This is a genomic window from Cellvibrio fontiphilus, assembly GCF_042646205.1.
GTDB lineage: Bacteria > Pseudomonadota > Gammaproteobacteria > Pseudomonadales > Cellvibrionaceae > Cellvibrio > Cellvibrio fontiphilus_A.
Window position 1 is genome coordinate 435,418 of record NZ_JBHRTF010000006.1, and the last position, 14,580, is coordinate 449,997.

A 14,580-nucleotide genomic window follows, 5' to 3' on the forward strand; every position below is an offset into this window, starting at 1 on the left:
GGGTCCGGTGTTTTTATGCCCGGTAATATTGACGTGGAGAATTCCATTATGGTGATCAAACCAAAGGCTTATCAGTTACAGCGCGGCTTGTTGGCATTAGTTTGTATGCTGTGTATTAGCGCGCGTGCTGACGATTTTGCCTACCTTGAACTGAGCCTGGAGCAGCTGTTGGAAACACCGGTAACCGGCTCAACACTGACGGAAGAGTCGCTGAAAACCGTGCCGGCAGCCGTATCGGTTTTCACCCATGAGCAGATTGAACGCCTGGGTGTGGATTATCTCCACGAACTCCTGGGCTTGGTGCCTGGTTTCCAATTTAATCGCAATGCCAATTCCGGTTTGGCCTACACCTACAGTGCCCGCGGTCGCCGCACTACACACGTCTCGCTGGAAGTGTTGTTATTGGTGGATGGCAAACCGTTTAATGACCCGCGTGGCGGCAGCCCGGATGTCACAATGCCACTGTTTCCTCTGGCGCAGGTGGAGCGTGTGGAAGTTATTCGCGGCCCCGGCTCGGCGGTGTACGGCAGCTCTGCCTTTACCGGTGTGATCAACATTATTACGCGCAAACAGCAAAAGGCCCTCGCGGTAGGCCTTGGCAGTGAAGAGCGCCGTGCAGTGGATGCGCTTTGGAGTCATGCGGGTGATGAATGGGTGGCCGACGCTTATTTACATGCGTATGAAGACAAGGGCCAGGCGCTGGGCATCACCGACAGCTTTACTCGTTTGCCTTTGCAATCCGAAGACCCGCGCCGGGTGATTAACATGGACCTAGGGCTAGGGCATGGAAAAACCCTTGTTGACCTGACGTATTACCGCGGTGAATCAGAAGATTTTTATTTGTCAGAAAATACGGCCAATGAAGTAAATGATCATGCGCGGGAATTATGGAATCTGAGTGTCGATCAGGGAATTGAATGGACTCCCGCCATTAAGTCCAATTTGTCGCTAAGTTATCAGCGATTTACATTTGAGCTGGAGGGTTTTGTTCAGGGGTCCGGAGCATTAGCGGCGGTCAGCCTGCCCAGCAGTACCGATCCGTTTCGGATTCAGGCAACACAAGCTGGAGAGAGTTACCGTTTAGCCTACACCACTGATTGGACTATCGATGCGCAATCCAGCGCTCAATGGGGCCTGCAAGCTGCGCGTCATGAAGAAATAGAAGCCCGCGCTTACAGCAACTACAACCTGGTGCAACTCATCCAGCGACAATTCCCCATCACTTATTACGGCGCAATGAGTGAGCGCACCCCCCTTGGTATTTCCGGTTCACAGGAAACCATGGGGATTCATGGACAATACATTCGCAGTTTGCGCGACACCACCCGTTTGACGATTGGTGGCCGGTATGATGATTACTCGGATGTGGATGCGCGCTTCAGCCCGCGCCTGGCATTGGTGGAGCAACTTAGCGATACCTACACCTTGAAACTCTTGTACGGCGAGGCTTTCCGTGCGCCTAGCCTTGCGGAAACGGCTTTTATTAACAACCCAACCCTGATTGGCAACCCTGATCTTCGCCATGAAATTGTAAAAACCTGGGATTTGATATTAATGGGCAATTGGCGCGCTACCAGCCTGAGCGCCGGTGTATTCCAAAACAGTTACAAACATCCCATAGTCACCGGGTTTGTGGGCAATACCCGAACCTATGTGAATGGCGATAGTGAACGCAGCGAAGGTCTGGAAATTGAGTGGCTGCAAAAACTGGGCGATCGCTGGTCGGCGCGCAGCAGCTACACCTACATGGATCTGCCGGACACGGCTTTTCGCGAAGCAGAAGCACTTGCTTCGGTTGAGCTTAACTACGCGGCCCATCGATGGAACTGGAACCTCGCTGGTATTTACCAAGGTGAGCATGAAGCACCGGCAACAGCCACTACCAGAACAACATTGGATAAATTTTGGGTGTTGAATACCCAGTGGCGCTACCGTTTTGCAAATAGTTACGACCTGAGTCTCCAGGTTAAAAATCTGCTGGATGAGGATTACGCAACGCCCTCACAAGGTGTCGGTAAGTTAGCAGGTGTCCCCAGTCGTGGGCGCGAATTGACAGCGGAAATTGAATGGCATTGGTAATCAATCCAAGTCACTTTTAGCCTCACAATAGCCTGAAAAATGAAAAGCCGCCCTGTTTATCACGGCGGCTTTTTCGTATGGGGCTAGTAGGGGTGTTGAGCCATATGAAATTACCCTTTTCAATTTATTCGAGAGTGAGGCCATTGTTCAGCAAGGATTGATATGAATAAAACTGTTAATTTTAAGTTTCAACGTGAATTAAATTAATGTAGTGTTGAGGCTTATGGTTGAACACAAAGCTCATCCATATTCTTTGTACGCTCGCCCGTTATCTGAAGAGTTTTATCGCCATGATTGAAATCCGCCATTTAAAAACCCTGCTTGCCCTGCGGGAGACCGGAAGCCTGGTGGAAGCTGCAGAGCGTTTGTTCCTCACCCAATCGGCGCTTTCGCATCAGTTAAAAGAGCTTGAGGCGCGGGTGGAGTGCGAGTTGTTTATCCGCAAGAGCCGGCCTTTGCGATTTACAGAGGCCGGCAAACGGCTGTTGTTATTGGCGGAAGAAGTCTTGGCCAAGGTCAGTGATGCTGAGCGCGATGTTAAAAAACTGGTACATGGCGAAGCTGGGCGCCTGTATATGGCAATTGAATGCCATAGCTGTTTTAACTGGTTAATGCCTACCATCGATGTGTATCGCAACCAGTGGCCTGCCATTGAGTTGGATTTTTCTGGCGGCTTTACGTTTGAGCCCCTGCCAGCCCTTGCGCAGGGCGAGATAGATTTGGTGATCACGTCGGACCCTCAGGAGATCAGGGGAATCCAGTATGTGCCACTGTTTGGTTACGAGATGCAGATCGCCCTGGCCAATCATCATCCGCTTGCACAAAAAGATTTTTTGCTGCCGCAGGATTTGGCAGAGCAAACATTGATTTGTTATCCGGTAAATCGTAACCGGTTGGATGTTTTTACCCGTTTTTTAACCCCGGCTGCTATCGAACCAGCTGCGGTGCGCACATCTGAATTAACCTTGATGATGGTGCAATTGGTGGCAAGTGGCCGCGGTGTTTGTGCACTGCCGAATTGGGTGGCCGCTGAATATGTGGCGCAGGGGTTAATTAGTGTGCGCTCTGCGGGCAAGGCTGGAATATGGCCAACACTGTATGCCGCAGTGCGCGACGAGTATTTAGCGCTGCCTTACGTACAGGAGTTTTTGGCGCTTGCCAAAGGCCACTGTTTGAAAAATCTGAGCGGTGTGCAGGCTATTTGAATTCATCAATTAATGTTCTATCGCTTGAGTTTTAAAAGGCTGTTTGCTCGCTTGCAGCAATCAGTTGTTGTTGAATAAATTGTTCAAGTTCGGGCGCGGGCAGGGGGCGTGCAAAATAATAGCCCTGACCAAAATCGCAACCGCGCGCATGGAGAAAATGCCGTTGTTGTTCCTCTTCAATACCCTCGCCAACAATTTGCATGGGAATAATTCTGTTGAGCCCTATGATGGCATTCACCATTTCATCATGTTCCTTACCGGTGCCAATCAAGCTCACAAATGAGCGATCAATTTTGAGATATTGAGGGGCAAAGCGCAGTATGTAACTGAGTGACGAGTAGCCTATGCCAAAATCATCCAGCGATATTTTTATGCCTAGCGCTTTAAGTTCATTGATTTGTTTTAAATTGTTTTCGGTATTTTCCAAAAACATTTGTTCAGTGATCTCAATAGTGATCTGATCGCCCATTAACTGATATTGCGCCAGCATATTTTCAAATTGTTCCACCAGGTCCTGCTGCATAAATTGCCGTGCCGATACGTTAATCGACATGTTGATAGCCATTCCCTGTTTTCGCCAGTGTGCGAGCTGGCGACAGGCTTCGTTAATAATCCATTTACCAATTGGCAAAATTAAACCACTTTCCTGAGCGTAAGGAATAAATTCGTCAGGGGCAACACGCCCGCGTTGAGGGTGATTCCAACGTATCAGTGCCTCCGCCGAGGTCACCTTATGGGTGTCCAGGTCAATCACTGGCTGATAGTGCAATTCAAACTCATTGTTAATAATTGCTTTGCGTAAATCTGCATCAAGCTGTAAACGGTTGTGGACATATTCAGTTAACTCTTTGCGATAGAGTTGATAACAGCCTCGACCGCGAGCTTTGGCGTCATAGAGTGCGCTATCGGCATTGCGCAATAAAGTTTTGGCATCATCACCATCGGTAGGGTAGAGCGCGATACCAAAGCTCATGCCAACATGAATACGGTTTTTACCCAAGCGTATGGGGCGGTGAATTTTTTGTAACAGTTTATCTGCGACCGAAACCACCGCTTCAAAACGCGGTATATCCGGCAACAGAATCACAAACTCGTCACCACCCAAACGACAAATGACATCTTCATGGCGCAAGCATCGCTCCAGTCGCCGCGCGACTGTTTTCAGTAAAATATCGCCTGCTTCATGCCCCAGCCCATCATTAATTTGTTTGAAATGATCCAGATCGCCAAATATCACTGCAAAGGGTGCCATGGTACGGCTGGCTTTACGAATTAAAAAATCAATCTCCCGATTCATTTTTTCGCGGTTGCCAAGCCCGGTCAGGCTGTCGAAGTGAGCCAATTTTAATAGCTGGTGTTCGTAACGTTTTCGCTCAGACAAATCATAAATCTGTAATAGATAACAAGGCTCGCCTGAGAACTCTTTGATAAAGGCAGCATTAATCATCACCGGTATATGGGTGCCATCATAAGCCTGGAAGCGGGTTTCATATTGGGTGAATAGTTTGTTGTCCAGGTAAAGTTTTTCTAATTCAATGAGTGCACTAGTGATGTCTTCAGGGTTAAAAAGATCACCAATTTTCATTAGCGATTTGGTTGGGGGCGTGTCATCAAATAGTAGTGCGTCATAACCTAATAAGTGACGTAACGCAGGATTGGTTTGGATAATTTGCCCCTGCATATTAATCAGTACCATCCCGAGTGGCGCGTAATCAAAAGCGGCGTGAAATAATTGTTCACTGTAAGCCAGTGCCAAACGGGTGGATTCCATCTCATTAATATCGGTATTTGTTCCCAGCCAACGTATTACTTTTCCCTGCTCATTTTTTTGGGGAAGCGCGCGGGTGTCAAACCAGCGGTAGATACCATCGTGTCGGCGGATGCGAAATTTGACAAACATTTCCTGTTTGTCTTCAACGGCTTTTTTCCAAACACTGGCAAGATAATCCCGATCATCCGGGTGTACTGCATTGATCCAGCCGCTGCCTATTTGTGCTTGTTGCGTAACGCCTGTGTAATCGCACCAGCGTTGGTTCAGGTAGTCGCAGTCGCCTTCCGGTGTGCAGGTCCATGCCAAATGCGGCAGGCCTTCGGCCAAATTGTGAAAGCGAGCCAGATCTTCTTGTTGTAGGCGCGCTTGCTCTGCCCAAGCAAAACTGGATTCAAGGGTGTTAATTAAAGTATCGGTATCCAGCTGGCGTTTGGGTATGTAATCAAACGCACCCTCACGCATCACATCGGCAATAATTCGCTCATCGCTGTTACCGCTGATCATAATCACGGGGGTTGGGTTTTGTTTGTGATGTTTTATTTCCTGCAGCAGTTCAGTGCCAAGGCTATCTTGCAGGCGATAATCCAAAATGGCGCAATCAAATTGTTGCTCGGCGATCAGCTTAAGAGCCTGCTGCGCGGATGTAGCAGTTGTTACTGTGATATTCAGTGCACCTTTGCGCAGTAGTCGTTTTATTTTTTCTGCATCGACATCATCGTCCTCAATGACGAGTAACGATACCGGGCGGACAACAGTCGTTACCTGCATATTAATTTTTCATCCTGAGTCAACAATTAATAAAGGCACTTATTGGTTGTTAATTGGGAAGGCTTACTGTTGAACGATAGCTTTCCAGTAAAGAGGCAAGTTTTGAAAATTGTGGGCCAACGGATGACTTGACCAGATAGCCTGCAATATTTTCCTCATAAGCGCGCACACGATCTGAATCTGCATCTGATGTGGTTAATACAAAAATAATACTGTTGTGCAAATTTTTGTCGCTGCGAACTTCATGTAAAAATTCAAAGCCGTTCATACGCGGCATGTTCAGATCGAGTAGTACCAAATAGGGTTTTTCAATGCTCAGGTGAGGGTGAACCGAGCGCAGTATTTCCAGCGCTTCAACACCATCGCGTGCCAGTGTAATGGGGAAATCCACTGCATTTTTGCGCAGGCTGCGAACAACGGATTCAGCGGAGACATCGTCATCATCTACCAACAAAATATTGATTTTTTGTTCACTAGTCATCGATATCTTTCCTCGGGAAGCGCGGCCACCATACATGAAAACTGCAGCCCGGTTGGTCGCTATTGCTGATAAGTTCAATTTGCCCGCCATGGCTCTCGGTTAGTCGCTTTGCCAGTGCCAAACCAATTCCGCTACCACTGGAATGCTGTGTGTTTAAGGTTTGGAATAAACGGAAAACCCGCTCTTGCGCAATTTCGGGAATGCCAGGCCCATTATCGATAACTTTAAACAGGCAATAACTTCCGCTCGGCTCTGCACTGAGTGTGATTTCAGGTTGAGTGCCGTGATGATGTTTAAGTGCGTTGGAAAAAAGGTTGCGAAGCACTGTTTCCAGGGGCGTTTTTGCAGCAAAAATTTCGGCAATGCGAATATCTTGTTTAATGGAAAAGTGCGCTGGTACAGGGTGCATCTCGATAATATTGGAAATTAAATCAGGCACATTCACGGCGGTAGATTCTTTATGTCGCCTGCCTGCGCGTGCATAAAGTAATAAATCCTCAATCAAGCGTTCCATGCGCCCGATTCTAATTTTGATGCGCCCAATATTGTTGGTAACAGACTCAGGTACATTTTCGCCCAAATCTTCGGCAATCCACTCAACCAGATCGGCAATGCCGCGCAGCGGTGACTTTAAATCGTGAGAGGCAACATAGGTGAACTCTTCCAGGTGGGCGTTGGCTTGTTTGAGGTTAAGCTCCAGGCGTTTGCGTTGGGAAATATCTGTAACCACTGCCAGTGTCATTCTGCCAGCGTCCGTTTCAACCGGGCTCAGGCCAATTTCGATGGGAATCTCAGTACCATTTTTATGGCGGCCAGTTAAATCCCGTCCCAAACCCATAGGTCTGAGCGAGGGGGTTTGTACATATCCCTCGCGTAATTTTTGATGCCCATCCCGGTAGCGCTCGGGCAATAAAACATCCATGGATCTACCCAGTAGTTCGTCTTTGTCGTACCCGAACAGAGCGAGCAGGCTGGGGTTTATTAATTGAATAACACCCTTGTCATCCACCAGCAGCTGACCATAGGGCGATGCGTCGATGACAGCGGAAAGGCGCTCCTCAAGCTGTTTGCGCCGGGTGATGTTGACGATGGTCGCGACAACCAGATGTTCACCGTCGGCTACCAATGGACGGAGGCCGATTTCGAGCGGAAATTCGCTGTTGTCCTTGCGTTTGCCGTAGAGATCGCGGCCGGCACCCATGTAGCGAGTGGAGGGTTGTTGTAAATAACTTTGGCGCAGGCTTGCGTGATTGCCGCTGAATCGGTCAGGCAGGAGCGTTTCTATGTTTTGGTTGAGCAATTCATGTCGGGCATAACCGAATAATCGCTCTGCTTCGGCATTGATATAACTGATGCTGCCATCTTGTCTCGCGACAATAATGCCTGCGGGAACTGCATCCAGTAATTCGCGGGTGAAATCATTGCCTGATACTTGGTGGTCTTCCTGATTGAGCATCTTGCCCCGGCTCCGTGTATTGATGCCTATACGTTGTATTGCTGCGCTGTAATACAGCTGAGTATAGGTGGCAGGCGTTAAAACCAAGAAAGGCGGGGGTCAAAAAATCTTATTTTTTAAGAGTTTTTAGTCATAAAAATAAATTTATGATGCAGGATTGTGGGCAGGGATTTTTGTTATCGCACTATAAAAAATGCCAGCGCGAGGCTGGCATTTTTAGCTGGCGTATGGCTGCTTGTTATGCCAGCGCTTTTAACGCCGCATCATAATTAGGCTCGTGGGCCACTTCACTGACCAGCTCTGTATGCAGCACTTTGCCATCTTCACCCAGCACTACTACAGCGCGGGCGGTCAATCCAGTCAGCGGGCCGTCAACCAGCTTTACACCGTAATCACTTGCGAAGTTGGAGCGGAACGCAGAGGCAGGGATAACCTTATCCAGACCTTCTGCACCGCAAAAGCGCGCCAAAGCAAACGGTAAATCTTGTGAGGCACACACCACAACAGTATTTTCCATTGCGCTGGCTTGTGCATTAAATGTGCGTACCGATTGGGCGCAGGTAGGTGTGTCGACGCTGGGGAAAATATTCAATACAACGCGCTTGCCCGCCAAATCACCCAAAGAAACTTCAGAGAGATCGGTTTTTACCAACTTGAATTCGGGAGCCTTAGAGCCAGCTGCTGGCAGGTTGCCGTTAGTGTTGAATGGATTTCCTTTGAGGGTCACTGTTGCCATAAATAATGCTCCTGAGCGTTTAGGTGTGTTTGATAGGTAAAACGTTAAACAAGCCTAGTTGATAGTGGCGCAAAAGGGAATTGCAATGAGCGACAGCAAAATAAAATCTTTGCTTTACCTCAACTTAATGCCAGTTTTAAAGATATTCCACGAAGCAGGCTTTTGTGTTGTTGTAAAAATTCCGCCTTGCATTGGCGATACAAAGTGATGATAATGCGCGCCTCTTGCGATGCCGCACTCAGTTCGGTAGATATTCGCAGGCTGCTATGGTGATCTAGCCGGTCCCCTCGCAATAATGATCTGTAAACCCCGCCAGGCCCGGAAGGGAGCAACGGTAGCAGTAAGTTATGTGCCGGGGTGTGGCTGGTTAGGTCACCACCCATATCCCCACGTAATCTTCTCCGTTGTTTTGTCGCTTTTTCATCCAAAACCTTGCTTCGCCCAGTGATTGTTTGTTTTCGCTTTGGTATTTATTTCCGCTAGTGGCGGCTATAATCGCGCCCTGTTTTTGCAATACCCAGACTTCACTTATCAAGAGCAGCAATTGGCATGAGCTATCAAGTTCTGGCGCGCAAATGGCGTCCACGTGTATTCCGCGAAATGGTTGGGCAGGAGCATGTTCTACAAGCCCTGATTAATGCACTGGATCACAACCGTCTACATCACGCCTATTTGTTCACCGGCACCCGCGGGGTGGGTAAAACCACTATTGCTCGTATTCTTGCAAAATGCCTGAATTGCGAAACTGGCGTTAGCTCTGAGCCTTGCGGTCAATGCGCCAGCTGCCGAGAGATCGCTGAAGGTCGGTTTGTTGATTTGATTGAAGTGGATGCTGCTTCGCGCACTAAAGTAGAAGATACCCGTGAGCTGCTTGAGAATGTTCAATACGCCCCCACTCGTGGCCGCTACAAGGTCTACCTGATTGACGAAGTGCATATGCTCTCCAACAGCAGTTTTAATGCACTGCTCAAGACCCTGGAAGAGCCACCGCCCCACGTAAAGTTTTTGCTGGCGACCACTGACCCGCAAAAGCTGCCCATGACAATCCTGTCGCGCTGTTTGCAATTCAACCTCAAGAACATGAACCCCGAGCGTATTGTTCAGCATTTGAAATTTGTGCTGAATGAAGAGCTGGTTCCTTTCGAGGAGTCTGCACTTTGGCATTTGGGGCGTGCGGCAGATGGCAGTATGCGCGATGCGATGAGCCTTACCGATCAGGCTATCGCCTATGGTTCCGGCAAAATTACTGAATCTGAAGTCAGTGCCATGCTCGGCACTATTGATCAAACAGCGGTATACGACATAGTTAATGCCCTGGCTTCGTTGGATGGCAGATCGGTACTTGCGGCGGTTGAGCGCATGTCTGAGCAGGCGCCGGATTACGCCAGCGCAATCGCCGAAATGTTGGCGGTATTACATCGGATTGCCATTGCCCAAGCATTGCCTGAAGCCGTGGATAACAGTCATGGTGATCGCGAGCGCATCATGCAATTGGCGCAACAATTACCAGCAGAAGATGTGCAGCTTTTTTACCAGACTGCGTTATTGGGGCGCCGCGATTTACCCCTCGCGCCCGATCCGCGGGCCGGATTTGAAATGGTTTTGTTGCGGATGTTGGCATTCAAACCCCAGGGGGTGATCGACATGCCAACCCAAGCCTTGCCGGCATCAAATGCTGTCGCACAACCCAAAGCGTCCCCCATGAGTGTGATGCCTCCTGTTGCCCAGCCGGTTGCGCAGGAGGGTACTGGAGCAATCGCAGCAGACATTGTCAATCAGTCAATGGCTGCCAGCCCGACAGCAAGTCAGGCTGCGCCTGTTGCTGAGGTACCAAATGCGCATTCTATTGCCACCGCAGCTCCGTCAGCGCCGGTCTATGCGGCGGATGAGCCTCCTGCGATGGATGCCGGCTACAACGCCCCGATTGATGAAGATTATGTCCCCGCCGCTGAAGATGAATACGAGCCAGTTCCGGCCTATTTTGAAACGCCTTCACTGACTGCGCCCGAGGTAATCGAGCCAAAAAAGCCTGAGGCGGCTCAGCCGCCGGTAGCGGCTTTGGTCAATGAGCCGGCAAAGGCTCCAGCACCAAAAAGTTTACGCAAAGTACCCTATGAGCAGGCGGGCCCCGCGGATTGGACCGAAATTTATTTGGGCCTGGGTGTGACCGGTATTTTGCAAAGCACTGTGGCAAATTGTCAGCTGGTAAAGCGTCAGGGCAATGAATTCTTTTTTGTGTTGGATGAGGCCAATAGCACCTTGTTTGATATAAGCCACGAAAAACGATTGGCTGATTTATTGGGCGACTATTTTGTTGAGCCGGTGCGTGTGCATATCCAGCTGGGGCAAGTGACAGCAGAAACCCCGTCTATGATGGCGATTCGCTTGCGCGCAGAGCGATTACAGGATGCCATTCATGCGATAAAAAATGATCCCATTGTGCAGCAGCTGATCACCCAGTTTGGTGCGAGTTTGCGCGAAGATACAATTCAACCGGTTAGCTGATTTTGTTGTTTTACTATTCAACCACATCAATATTCTCAAAAACTTTCAAGAGAGGACGCTATGCAAGGTCTTGGTGATTTAATGAAACAAGCCCAGCAAATGCAGGCCAACATGCAGAAAATGCAGGAAGAGCTTGCCAACGCTGAAGTTAAAGGTGAATCCGGTGCGGGTTTGGTGTCGGTAGTGATGAACGGCCGTCACGACGTCAAACGCGTAAATATCGATGCCAGTTTGATGAGTGAAGACAAAGAGATGTTGGAAGATTTGCTTGCTGCGGCGGTAAACGATGCGGTTCGCAAAGTAGAAGCCCAGAGCCGCAGCCACATGGAAAAAATGACTGCCGGTATGGGAATTCCCCCCGGTTTTAAAATGCCATTTTAATACCTGCAATTTTTATTGACTGAGTAGCTTTTTTATATGTTCAGCCCTTTGATAGATGAGCTTATGGCGTCTCTGCGCTGCCTGCCCGGTGTTGGCCCCAAATCTGCCCAGCGCATGGCGTTACATTTGCTGGAGCGTGATCGCGCAGGCGCTGAACGTCTCTCGCTCAGTTTGAAAAAAGCTGTTGAGGGGGTGGGGCGCTGCACCCGTTGTCGCACACTTACTGAGCAGGCCCACTGCGGTATTTGTGCGAATACCAGACGCGATAACAGTTTGTTATGCGTGGTGGAAACCCCGGGCGATGTGTTGGCGATTGAACAGGCGGGAACCTATCAGGGAAAATATTTTGTATTGCTCGGACACCTATCGCCTATTGATGGTATTGGCCCTGAAGATATTGGTGTCGATCAACTAATAACCTTGTTGCAGCAGGAGCCAATCACCGAGGTGATTCTTGCGACCAACCCCACCGTAGAAGGTGAGGCGACGGCTTATTACATCAGTGAGCGCGCCAAAAATCTCAATGTCACTGTCTCGCGTATTGCTCACGGTGTTCCCCTCGGTGGCGAGTTGGAATTTATCGATGGCGGTACTCTGGCACACGCTTTTTCTTCCCGCAGAAGTTTGTAATTTTAATGTTGATACCTACAGAACCTATTTGGGTTGATCAGGATGATCAACTCGCTGAGCTTTGCGCACGCTGGCAGCAACAAGCAGCATTGGCGATTGATACTGAATTTATGCGCAGCGATACCTTTTACCCCATCGCTGGGTTATTGCAAATCGGCGATGGCAAGGGTTGTTATTTGATCGACCCGCTGGCCATTAATTCACTTGAGCCTTTGCGCGAATTGCTGTTAAACCCCGGTGTCACCAAGGTGCTGCACTCCTGCTCGGAAGACCTTGAAGTATTCCAGCGCTGGTTGGGAATAGTGCCCGCGCCGCTTTTTGATACCCAAGTAGCGGCGGCTTTTGCTGGCTTGGGTTTTGGTATGGGCTACGCGAATTTGATTAAAAACTTACTTGGCATTGAAATTCCCAAAGAAGAAACCCGATCCGATTGGTTACAGCGCCCGCTCAGTGCAGCGCAATTGAAATATGCAGCGCTGGATGTTGCTCATATGCTGATTGTGTACGGCAAGTTGTTGCAGTTGTTAAAAGCCAACGAGCGTTTGGAGTGGGTTAAAAACGATTGTGCTGATTTGGTTGCCAATGCGCGCAAGGCCGATGATTTTAGCGATGCCTATCAAAAAGTGGGTTTTGCCTGGAAATTGCGCGAACAGGAGTTGGCCGTTTTAAAAGCCTTGTGTATTTGGCGTGAAACGGAAGCGCGCAGCCGCAACATTCCCCGCAATCGATTAATTAAAGAAGCTTCGCTGTGGGAAATCGCGCGCAAAAAAATTCAGGATGCTGCGCAGTTGCAACGTGTAGCGGATATCCCTTCGCGCACCTTAAAAAATGATACTGAGACTATTCTAAAAATAGTGGCCGATGTATTGGCACAAGATCCTTCGACCTGGCCAGAGCGTCTTGATCCGCCTTTGGCGCAAAGTGAAGGGCCTCTGATGAAGGCGCTAAAAAATTTCGTGCGGGAATTTGCTGAGCAAACGCAATTACCGGCCGAAGTGTTGATTCGCAAAAAAGATTACGAATTTATCGTTCGCTCGGGCATGAATGGCGGTCAATACAGTTTACCCGCCCGCCTGCTGGGGTGGCGCCACCCATTGATTGGTGAAGGTTTATTGCATATCGCCCGGCAACAACTGATTCAAAAAGGTGAATCCCTGTGAAAATAATTTGTGAAATTTATCGCAGCCCCAAGGAGGAGGGCATGTATTTGTATGTGAAGAAGGATGAGGGTTTAACCCGTGTACCAGAAGATTTATTAAAGTTGTTCGGACGTCCGCAACAGGCGATGGTGTTGTTGTTAACGCCGGGTAAAAAACTGGCCCATGCGAGTGTGGAAAAGGTGGCAGAGAGTTTGGAAACTCAAGGATTTTATTTGCAATTGCCGCCGCGTAACGAACGCGACCCGGAAGCGGAGCGCCTGCGCGCACTTAATTCCAAATTGTCGGGCCACTAACTTTCCACTTGGGTATTTGATCGGGCAACTTATGGCTCAACAGGTTTTTTGGCAGCGTAAAACCCTTCAGGAAATGTCGCCAGAGGAGTTTGAATCGCTCTGCGATGGATGCGGCAAATGTTGCCTGCATAAATTGGAAGACGAAGACACCGGCGATGTGTATTACACCAAGGTTGCCTGCCGCTATTTGGATCATGACAGCTGCCGCTGTCAGGAATACACTGATCGGCAGCAATTGGTAGAGGCGTGCGCGGTACTGACGCCAGAAACCGTAGCGGAAACCTATTGGCTGCCCGAAACTTGCGCTTATCGCCTGATCGCAGAGGGCATCCCACTGTTTGACTGGCATCCTCTGGTGTCTGGCGACCCCAATTCCGTACACAGTGCAGGCATATCGGTGGCGGGCCGTGTGGTGCATGAGCAGGATGTTAATCCTGATGATTTTGAAGATTACGTTATCCGTTGGGTTAACTAACCATGGGGTGTTGGAACACCGTCCTTAAGGAGATTCCACTGTGGAAAATATGACAGATTACCAATATGCCTGGGGCTTGTACCTGATAGGTGCAACGGGTTGTACCCTTGCTGCCTGGCTGTTATTTCGTGGATGGGGAAGGGCAGTCACGCATTTTTTTGTGATTACCGTGATGGTGATTTTATTTACTCCCTATGCCATAGATCCAGAAACCATGACTATGGCTCCTGCCATCTACTCCATGCTGTTCGGCTTTTTGGATGGCGGTTTTATGAGTATTAAACCTATTCTTAAGCTGCTGCTTGGTATCTGGGGCAGCGCTTTGATTGTGTCGTTGATTTACCAGCTGTTAACGCGTAACCGCCACAGCACTCGCCATCAAGCGGCTGATGTTTACTCGCGGCAATCGCGCCGCAGCACCTATGCTCAGGATGATGAACCGGAGTTTGACTACGATGCACCAGCACGGCGCTCTAACTCCAACCGCGGTTTAAGTCGCGAGGAGCGAATTGCACGGGATGAATTATTGCGCGAGGAGCCAATTCGCGCGATTCGTTAGTGAATCGTTATTTCGCCTTTTGTTTTTCTGCGATGTGTCCAATACCAAAAAGCCAGCAAGTTTGCTGGCTTTTTGCGTTTT

The 14,580-nt window shown here is 49.2% G+C and carries 14 protein-coding genes and 1 other RNA gene; 11 read left to right on the forward strand and 4 right to left on the reverse strand.

Features of this window, described 5'->3' with window-relative positions:
- Window positions 1-15: 15 nt before the first annotated feature.
- Both ACFODX_RS15760 and ACFODX_RS15765 read left to right on the forward strand, forming a co-directional pair.
- Window positions 16-2,079 (forward strand): TonB-dependent receptor plug domain-containing protein, encoded by a 2,064-nt coding sequence (locus ACFODX_RS15760; protein WP_378120894.1) that lies wholly within the window; start codon window positions 16-18, stop codon window positions 2,077-2,079.
- A 227-nt stretch (window positions 2,080-2,306) separates the two neighbouring features.
- Entirely contained in the window at window positions 2,307-3,284 is a 978-nt protein-coding gene (locus tag ACFODX_RS15765; protein WP_449245636.1) for a LysR family transcriptional regulator, read from the forward strand.
- Window positions 3,285-3,315: 31 nt separating this feature from the next.
- Here ACFODX_RS15765 and ACFODX_RS15770 read toward each other — a convergent pair whose 3' ends face one another.
- The 4 genes from ACFODX_RS15770 to tpx all read right to left on the reverse strand — a co-directional run bounded on the left by ACFODX_RS15770 (window position 3,316) and on the right by tpx (window position 8,496).
- Window positions 3,316-5,823 carry an EAL domain-containing protein gene (locus ACFODX_RS15770; protein WP_378120896.1) on the reverse strand — a complete coding sequence of 836 codons (2,508 nt, stop codon included), beginning with the start codon at window positions 5,821-5,823 and terminating at the stop codon, window positions 3,316-3,318.
- A gap of 49 nt (window positions 5,824-5,872) precedes the next feature.
- Entirely contained in the window at window positions 5,873-6,304 is a 432-nt protein-coding gene (locus tag ACFODX_RS15775; RefSeq protein WP_378120899.1) for a response regulator, read from the reverse strand.
- Window positions 6,297-7,760, reverse strand: coding sequence for a sensor histidine kinase (locus ACFODX_RS15780; protein WP_378120901.1), 1,464 nt, complete (start codon window positions 7,758-7,760; stop codon window positions 6,297-6,299). Before ACFODX_RS15780 ends, ACFODX_RS15775 begins: the two co-directional genes overlap by 8 nt.
- A gap of 238 nt (window positions 7,761-7,998) precedes the next feature.
- Complete coding sequence (gene tpx, locus ACFODX_RS15785; RefSeq protein WP_324258818.1) at window positions 7,999-8,496, reverse strand: thiol peroxidase; 498 nt, start codon at window positions 8,494-8,496, stop codon at window positions 7,999-8,001.
- An 85-nt stretch (window positions 8,497-8,581) separates the two neighbouring features.
- Here tpx and ACFODX_RS15790 point away from each other — a divergent pair, with 85 nt between their 5' ends.
- The 9 genes from ACFODX_RS15790 (at window position 8,582) to ACFODX_RS15830 (ending at window position 14,499) form a co-directional block, all read left to right on the forward strand.
- Window positions 8,582-8,704 carry a hypothetical protein gene (locus ACFODX_RS15790; RefSeq protein ID WP_378120904.1) on the forward strand — a complete coding sequence of 41 codons (123 nt, stop codon included), beginning with the start codon at window positions 8,582-8,584 and terminating at the stop codon, window positions 8,702-8,704.
- Between the two features lie 68 nt (window positions 8,705-8,772).
- Window positions 8,773-8,868, forward strand: an RNA gene (gene ffs / locus ACFODX_RS15795) — signal recognition particle sRNA small type.
- A gap of 177 nt (window positions 8,869-9,045) precedes the next feature.
- Window positions 9,046-11,001 carry a DNA polymerase III subunit gamma/tau gene (gene dnaX / locus ACFODX_RS15800; RefSeq protein WP_378120906.1) on the forward strand — a complete coding sequence of 652 codons (1,956 nt, stop codon included), beginning with the start codon at window positions 9,046-9,048 and terminating at the stop codon, window positions 10,999-11,001.
- 60 nt (window positions 11,002-11,061) lie between these two features.
- Complete coding sequence (locus tag ACFODX_RS15805) at window positions 11,062-11,382, forward strand: YbaB/EbfC family nucleoid-associated protein (protein WP_378120908.1); 321 nt, start codon at window positions 11,062-11,064, stop codon at window positions 11,380-11,382.
- Between the two features lie 36 nt (window positions 11,383-11,418).
- Window positions 11,419-12,012, forward strand: coding sequence for a recombination mediator RecR (gene recR / locus ACFODX_RS15810; RefSeq protein WP_378120910.1), 594 nt, complete (start codon window positions 11,419-11,421; stop codon window positions 12,010-12,012).
- A 5-nt stretch (window positions 12,013-12,017) separates the two neighbouring features.
- The gene (rnd, locus tag ACFODX_RS15815; RefSeq protein WP_378120913.1) at window positions 12,018-13,172 is read left to right on the forward strand and encodes a ribonuclease D; all 1,155 of its coding nucleotides are present in this window, start codon (window positions 12,018-12,020) and stop codon (window positions 13,170-13,172) included.
- Complete coding sequence (locus ACFODX_RS15820; RefSeq protein WP_324258823.1) at window positions 13,169-13,465, forward strand: YcgL domain-containing protein; 297 nt, start codon at window positions 13,169-13,171, stop codon at window positions 13,463-13,465. The genes rnd and ACFODX_RS15820 overlap by 4 nt, the downstream gene beginning before the upstream one ends.
- A gap of 31 nt (window positions 13,466-13,496) precedes the next feature.
- Window positions 13,497-13,940: a YcgN family cysteine cluster protein gene (locus ACFODX_RS15825; protein ID WP_378120915.1), complete on the forward strand. Its 444-nt coding sequence runs from the start codon at window positions 13,497-13,499 to the stop codon at window positions 13,938-13,940.
- Between the two features lie 49 nt (window positions 13,941-13,989).
- On the forward strand, window positions 13,990-14,499 hold the full coding sequence (locus ACFODX_RS15830; protein WP_378121027.1) for a hypothetical protein: 510 nt from the start codon (window positions 13,990-13,992) through the stop codon (window positions 14,497-14,499).
- The last annotated feature ends 81 nt before the right edge of the window (window positions 14,500-14,580 follow it).

Excerpts from the sequence above, each read along its gene's own strand:
- rnd (WP_378120913.1), top strand. The coding sequence starts at position 12,018 with ATGTTGATACCTACAGAACCTATTTGGGTTGATCAGGATGATCAACTC.
- ACFODX_RS15780 (WP_378120901.1), bottom strand. The coding sequence starts at position 7,760 with ATGCTCAATCAGGAAGACCACCAAGTATCAGGCAATGATTTCACCCGC.
- tpx (WP_324258818.1), bottom strand. The coding sequence starts at position 8,496 with ATGGCAACAGTGACCCTCAAAGGAAATCCATTCAACACTAACGGCAAC.
- ACFODX_RS15760 (WP_378120894.1), top strand. The coding sequence starts at position 16 with ATGCCCGGTAATATTGACGTGGAGAATTCCATTATGGTGATCAAACCA.
- ACFODX_RS15805 (WP_378120908.1), top strand. The coding sequence starts at position 11,062 with ATGCAAGGTCTTGGTGATTTAATGAAACAAGCCCAGCAAATGCAGGCC.
- recR (WP_378120910.1), top strand. The coding sequence starts at position 11,419 with ATGTTCAGCCCTTTGATAGATGAGCTTATGGCGTCTCTGCGCTGCCTG.
- ACFODX_RS15790 (WP_378120904.1), top strand. The coding sequence starts at position 8,582 with ATGAGCGACAGCAAAATAAAATCTTTGCTTTACCTCAACTTAATGCCA.
- dnaX (WP_378120906.1), top strand. The coding sequence starts at position 9,046 with ATGAGCTATCAAGTTCTGGCGCGCAAATGGCGTCCACGTGTATTCCGC.
- ACFODX_RS15825 (WP_378120915.1), top strand. The coding sequence starts at position 13,497 with ATGGCTCAACAGGTTTTTTGGCAGCGTAAAACCCTTCAGGAAATGTCG.
- ACFODX_RS15830 (WP_378121027.1), top strand. The coding sequence starts at position 13,990 with ATGACAGATTACCAATATGCCTGGGGCTTGTACCTGATAGGTGCAACG.
- ACFODX_RS15770 (WP_378120896.1), bottom strand. The coding sequence starts at position 5,823 with ATGCAGGTAACGACTGTTGTCCGCCCGGTATCGTTACTCGTCATTGAG.
- ACFODX_RS15775 (WP_378120899.1), bottom strand. The coding sequence starts at position 6,304 with ATGACTAGTGAACAAAAAATCAATATTTTGTTGGTAGATGATGACGAT.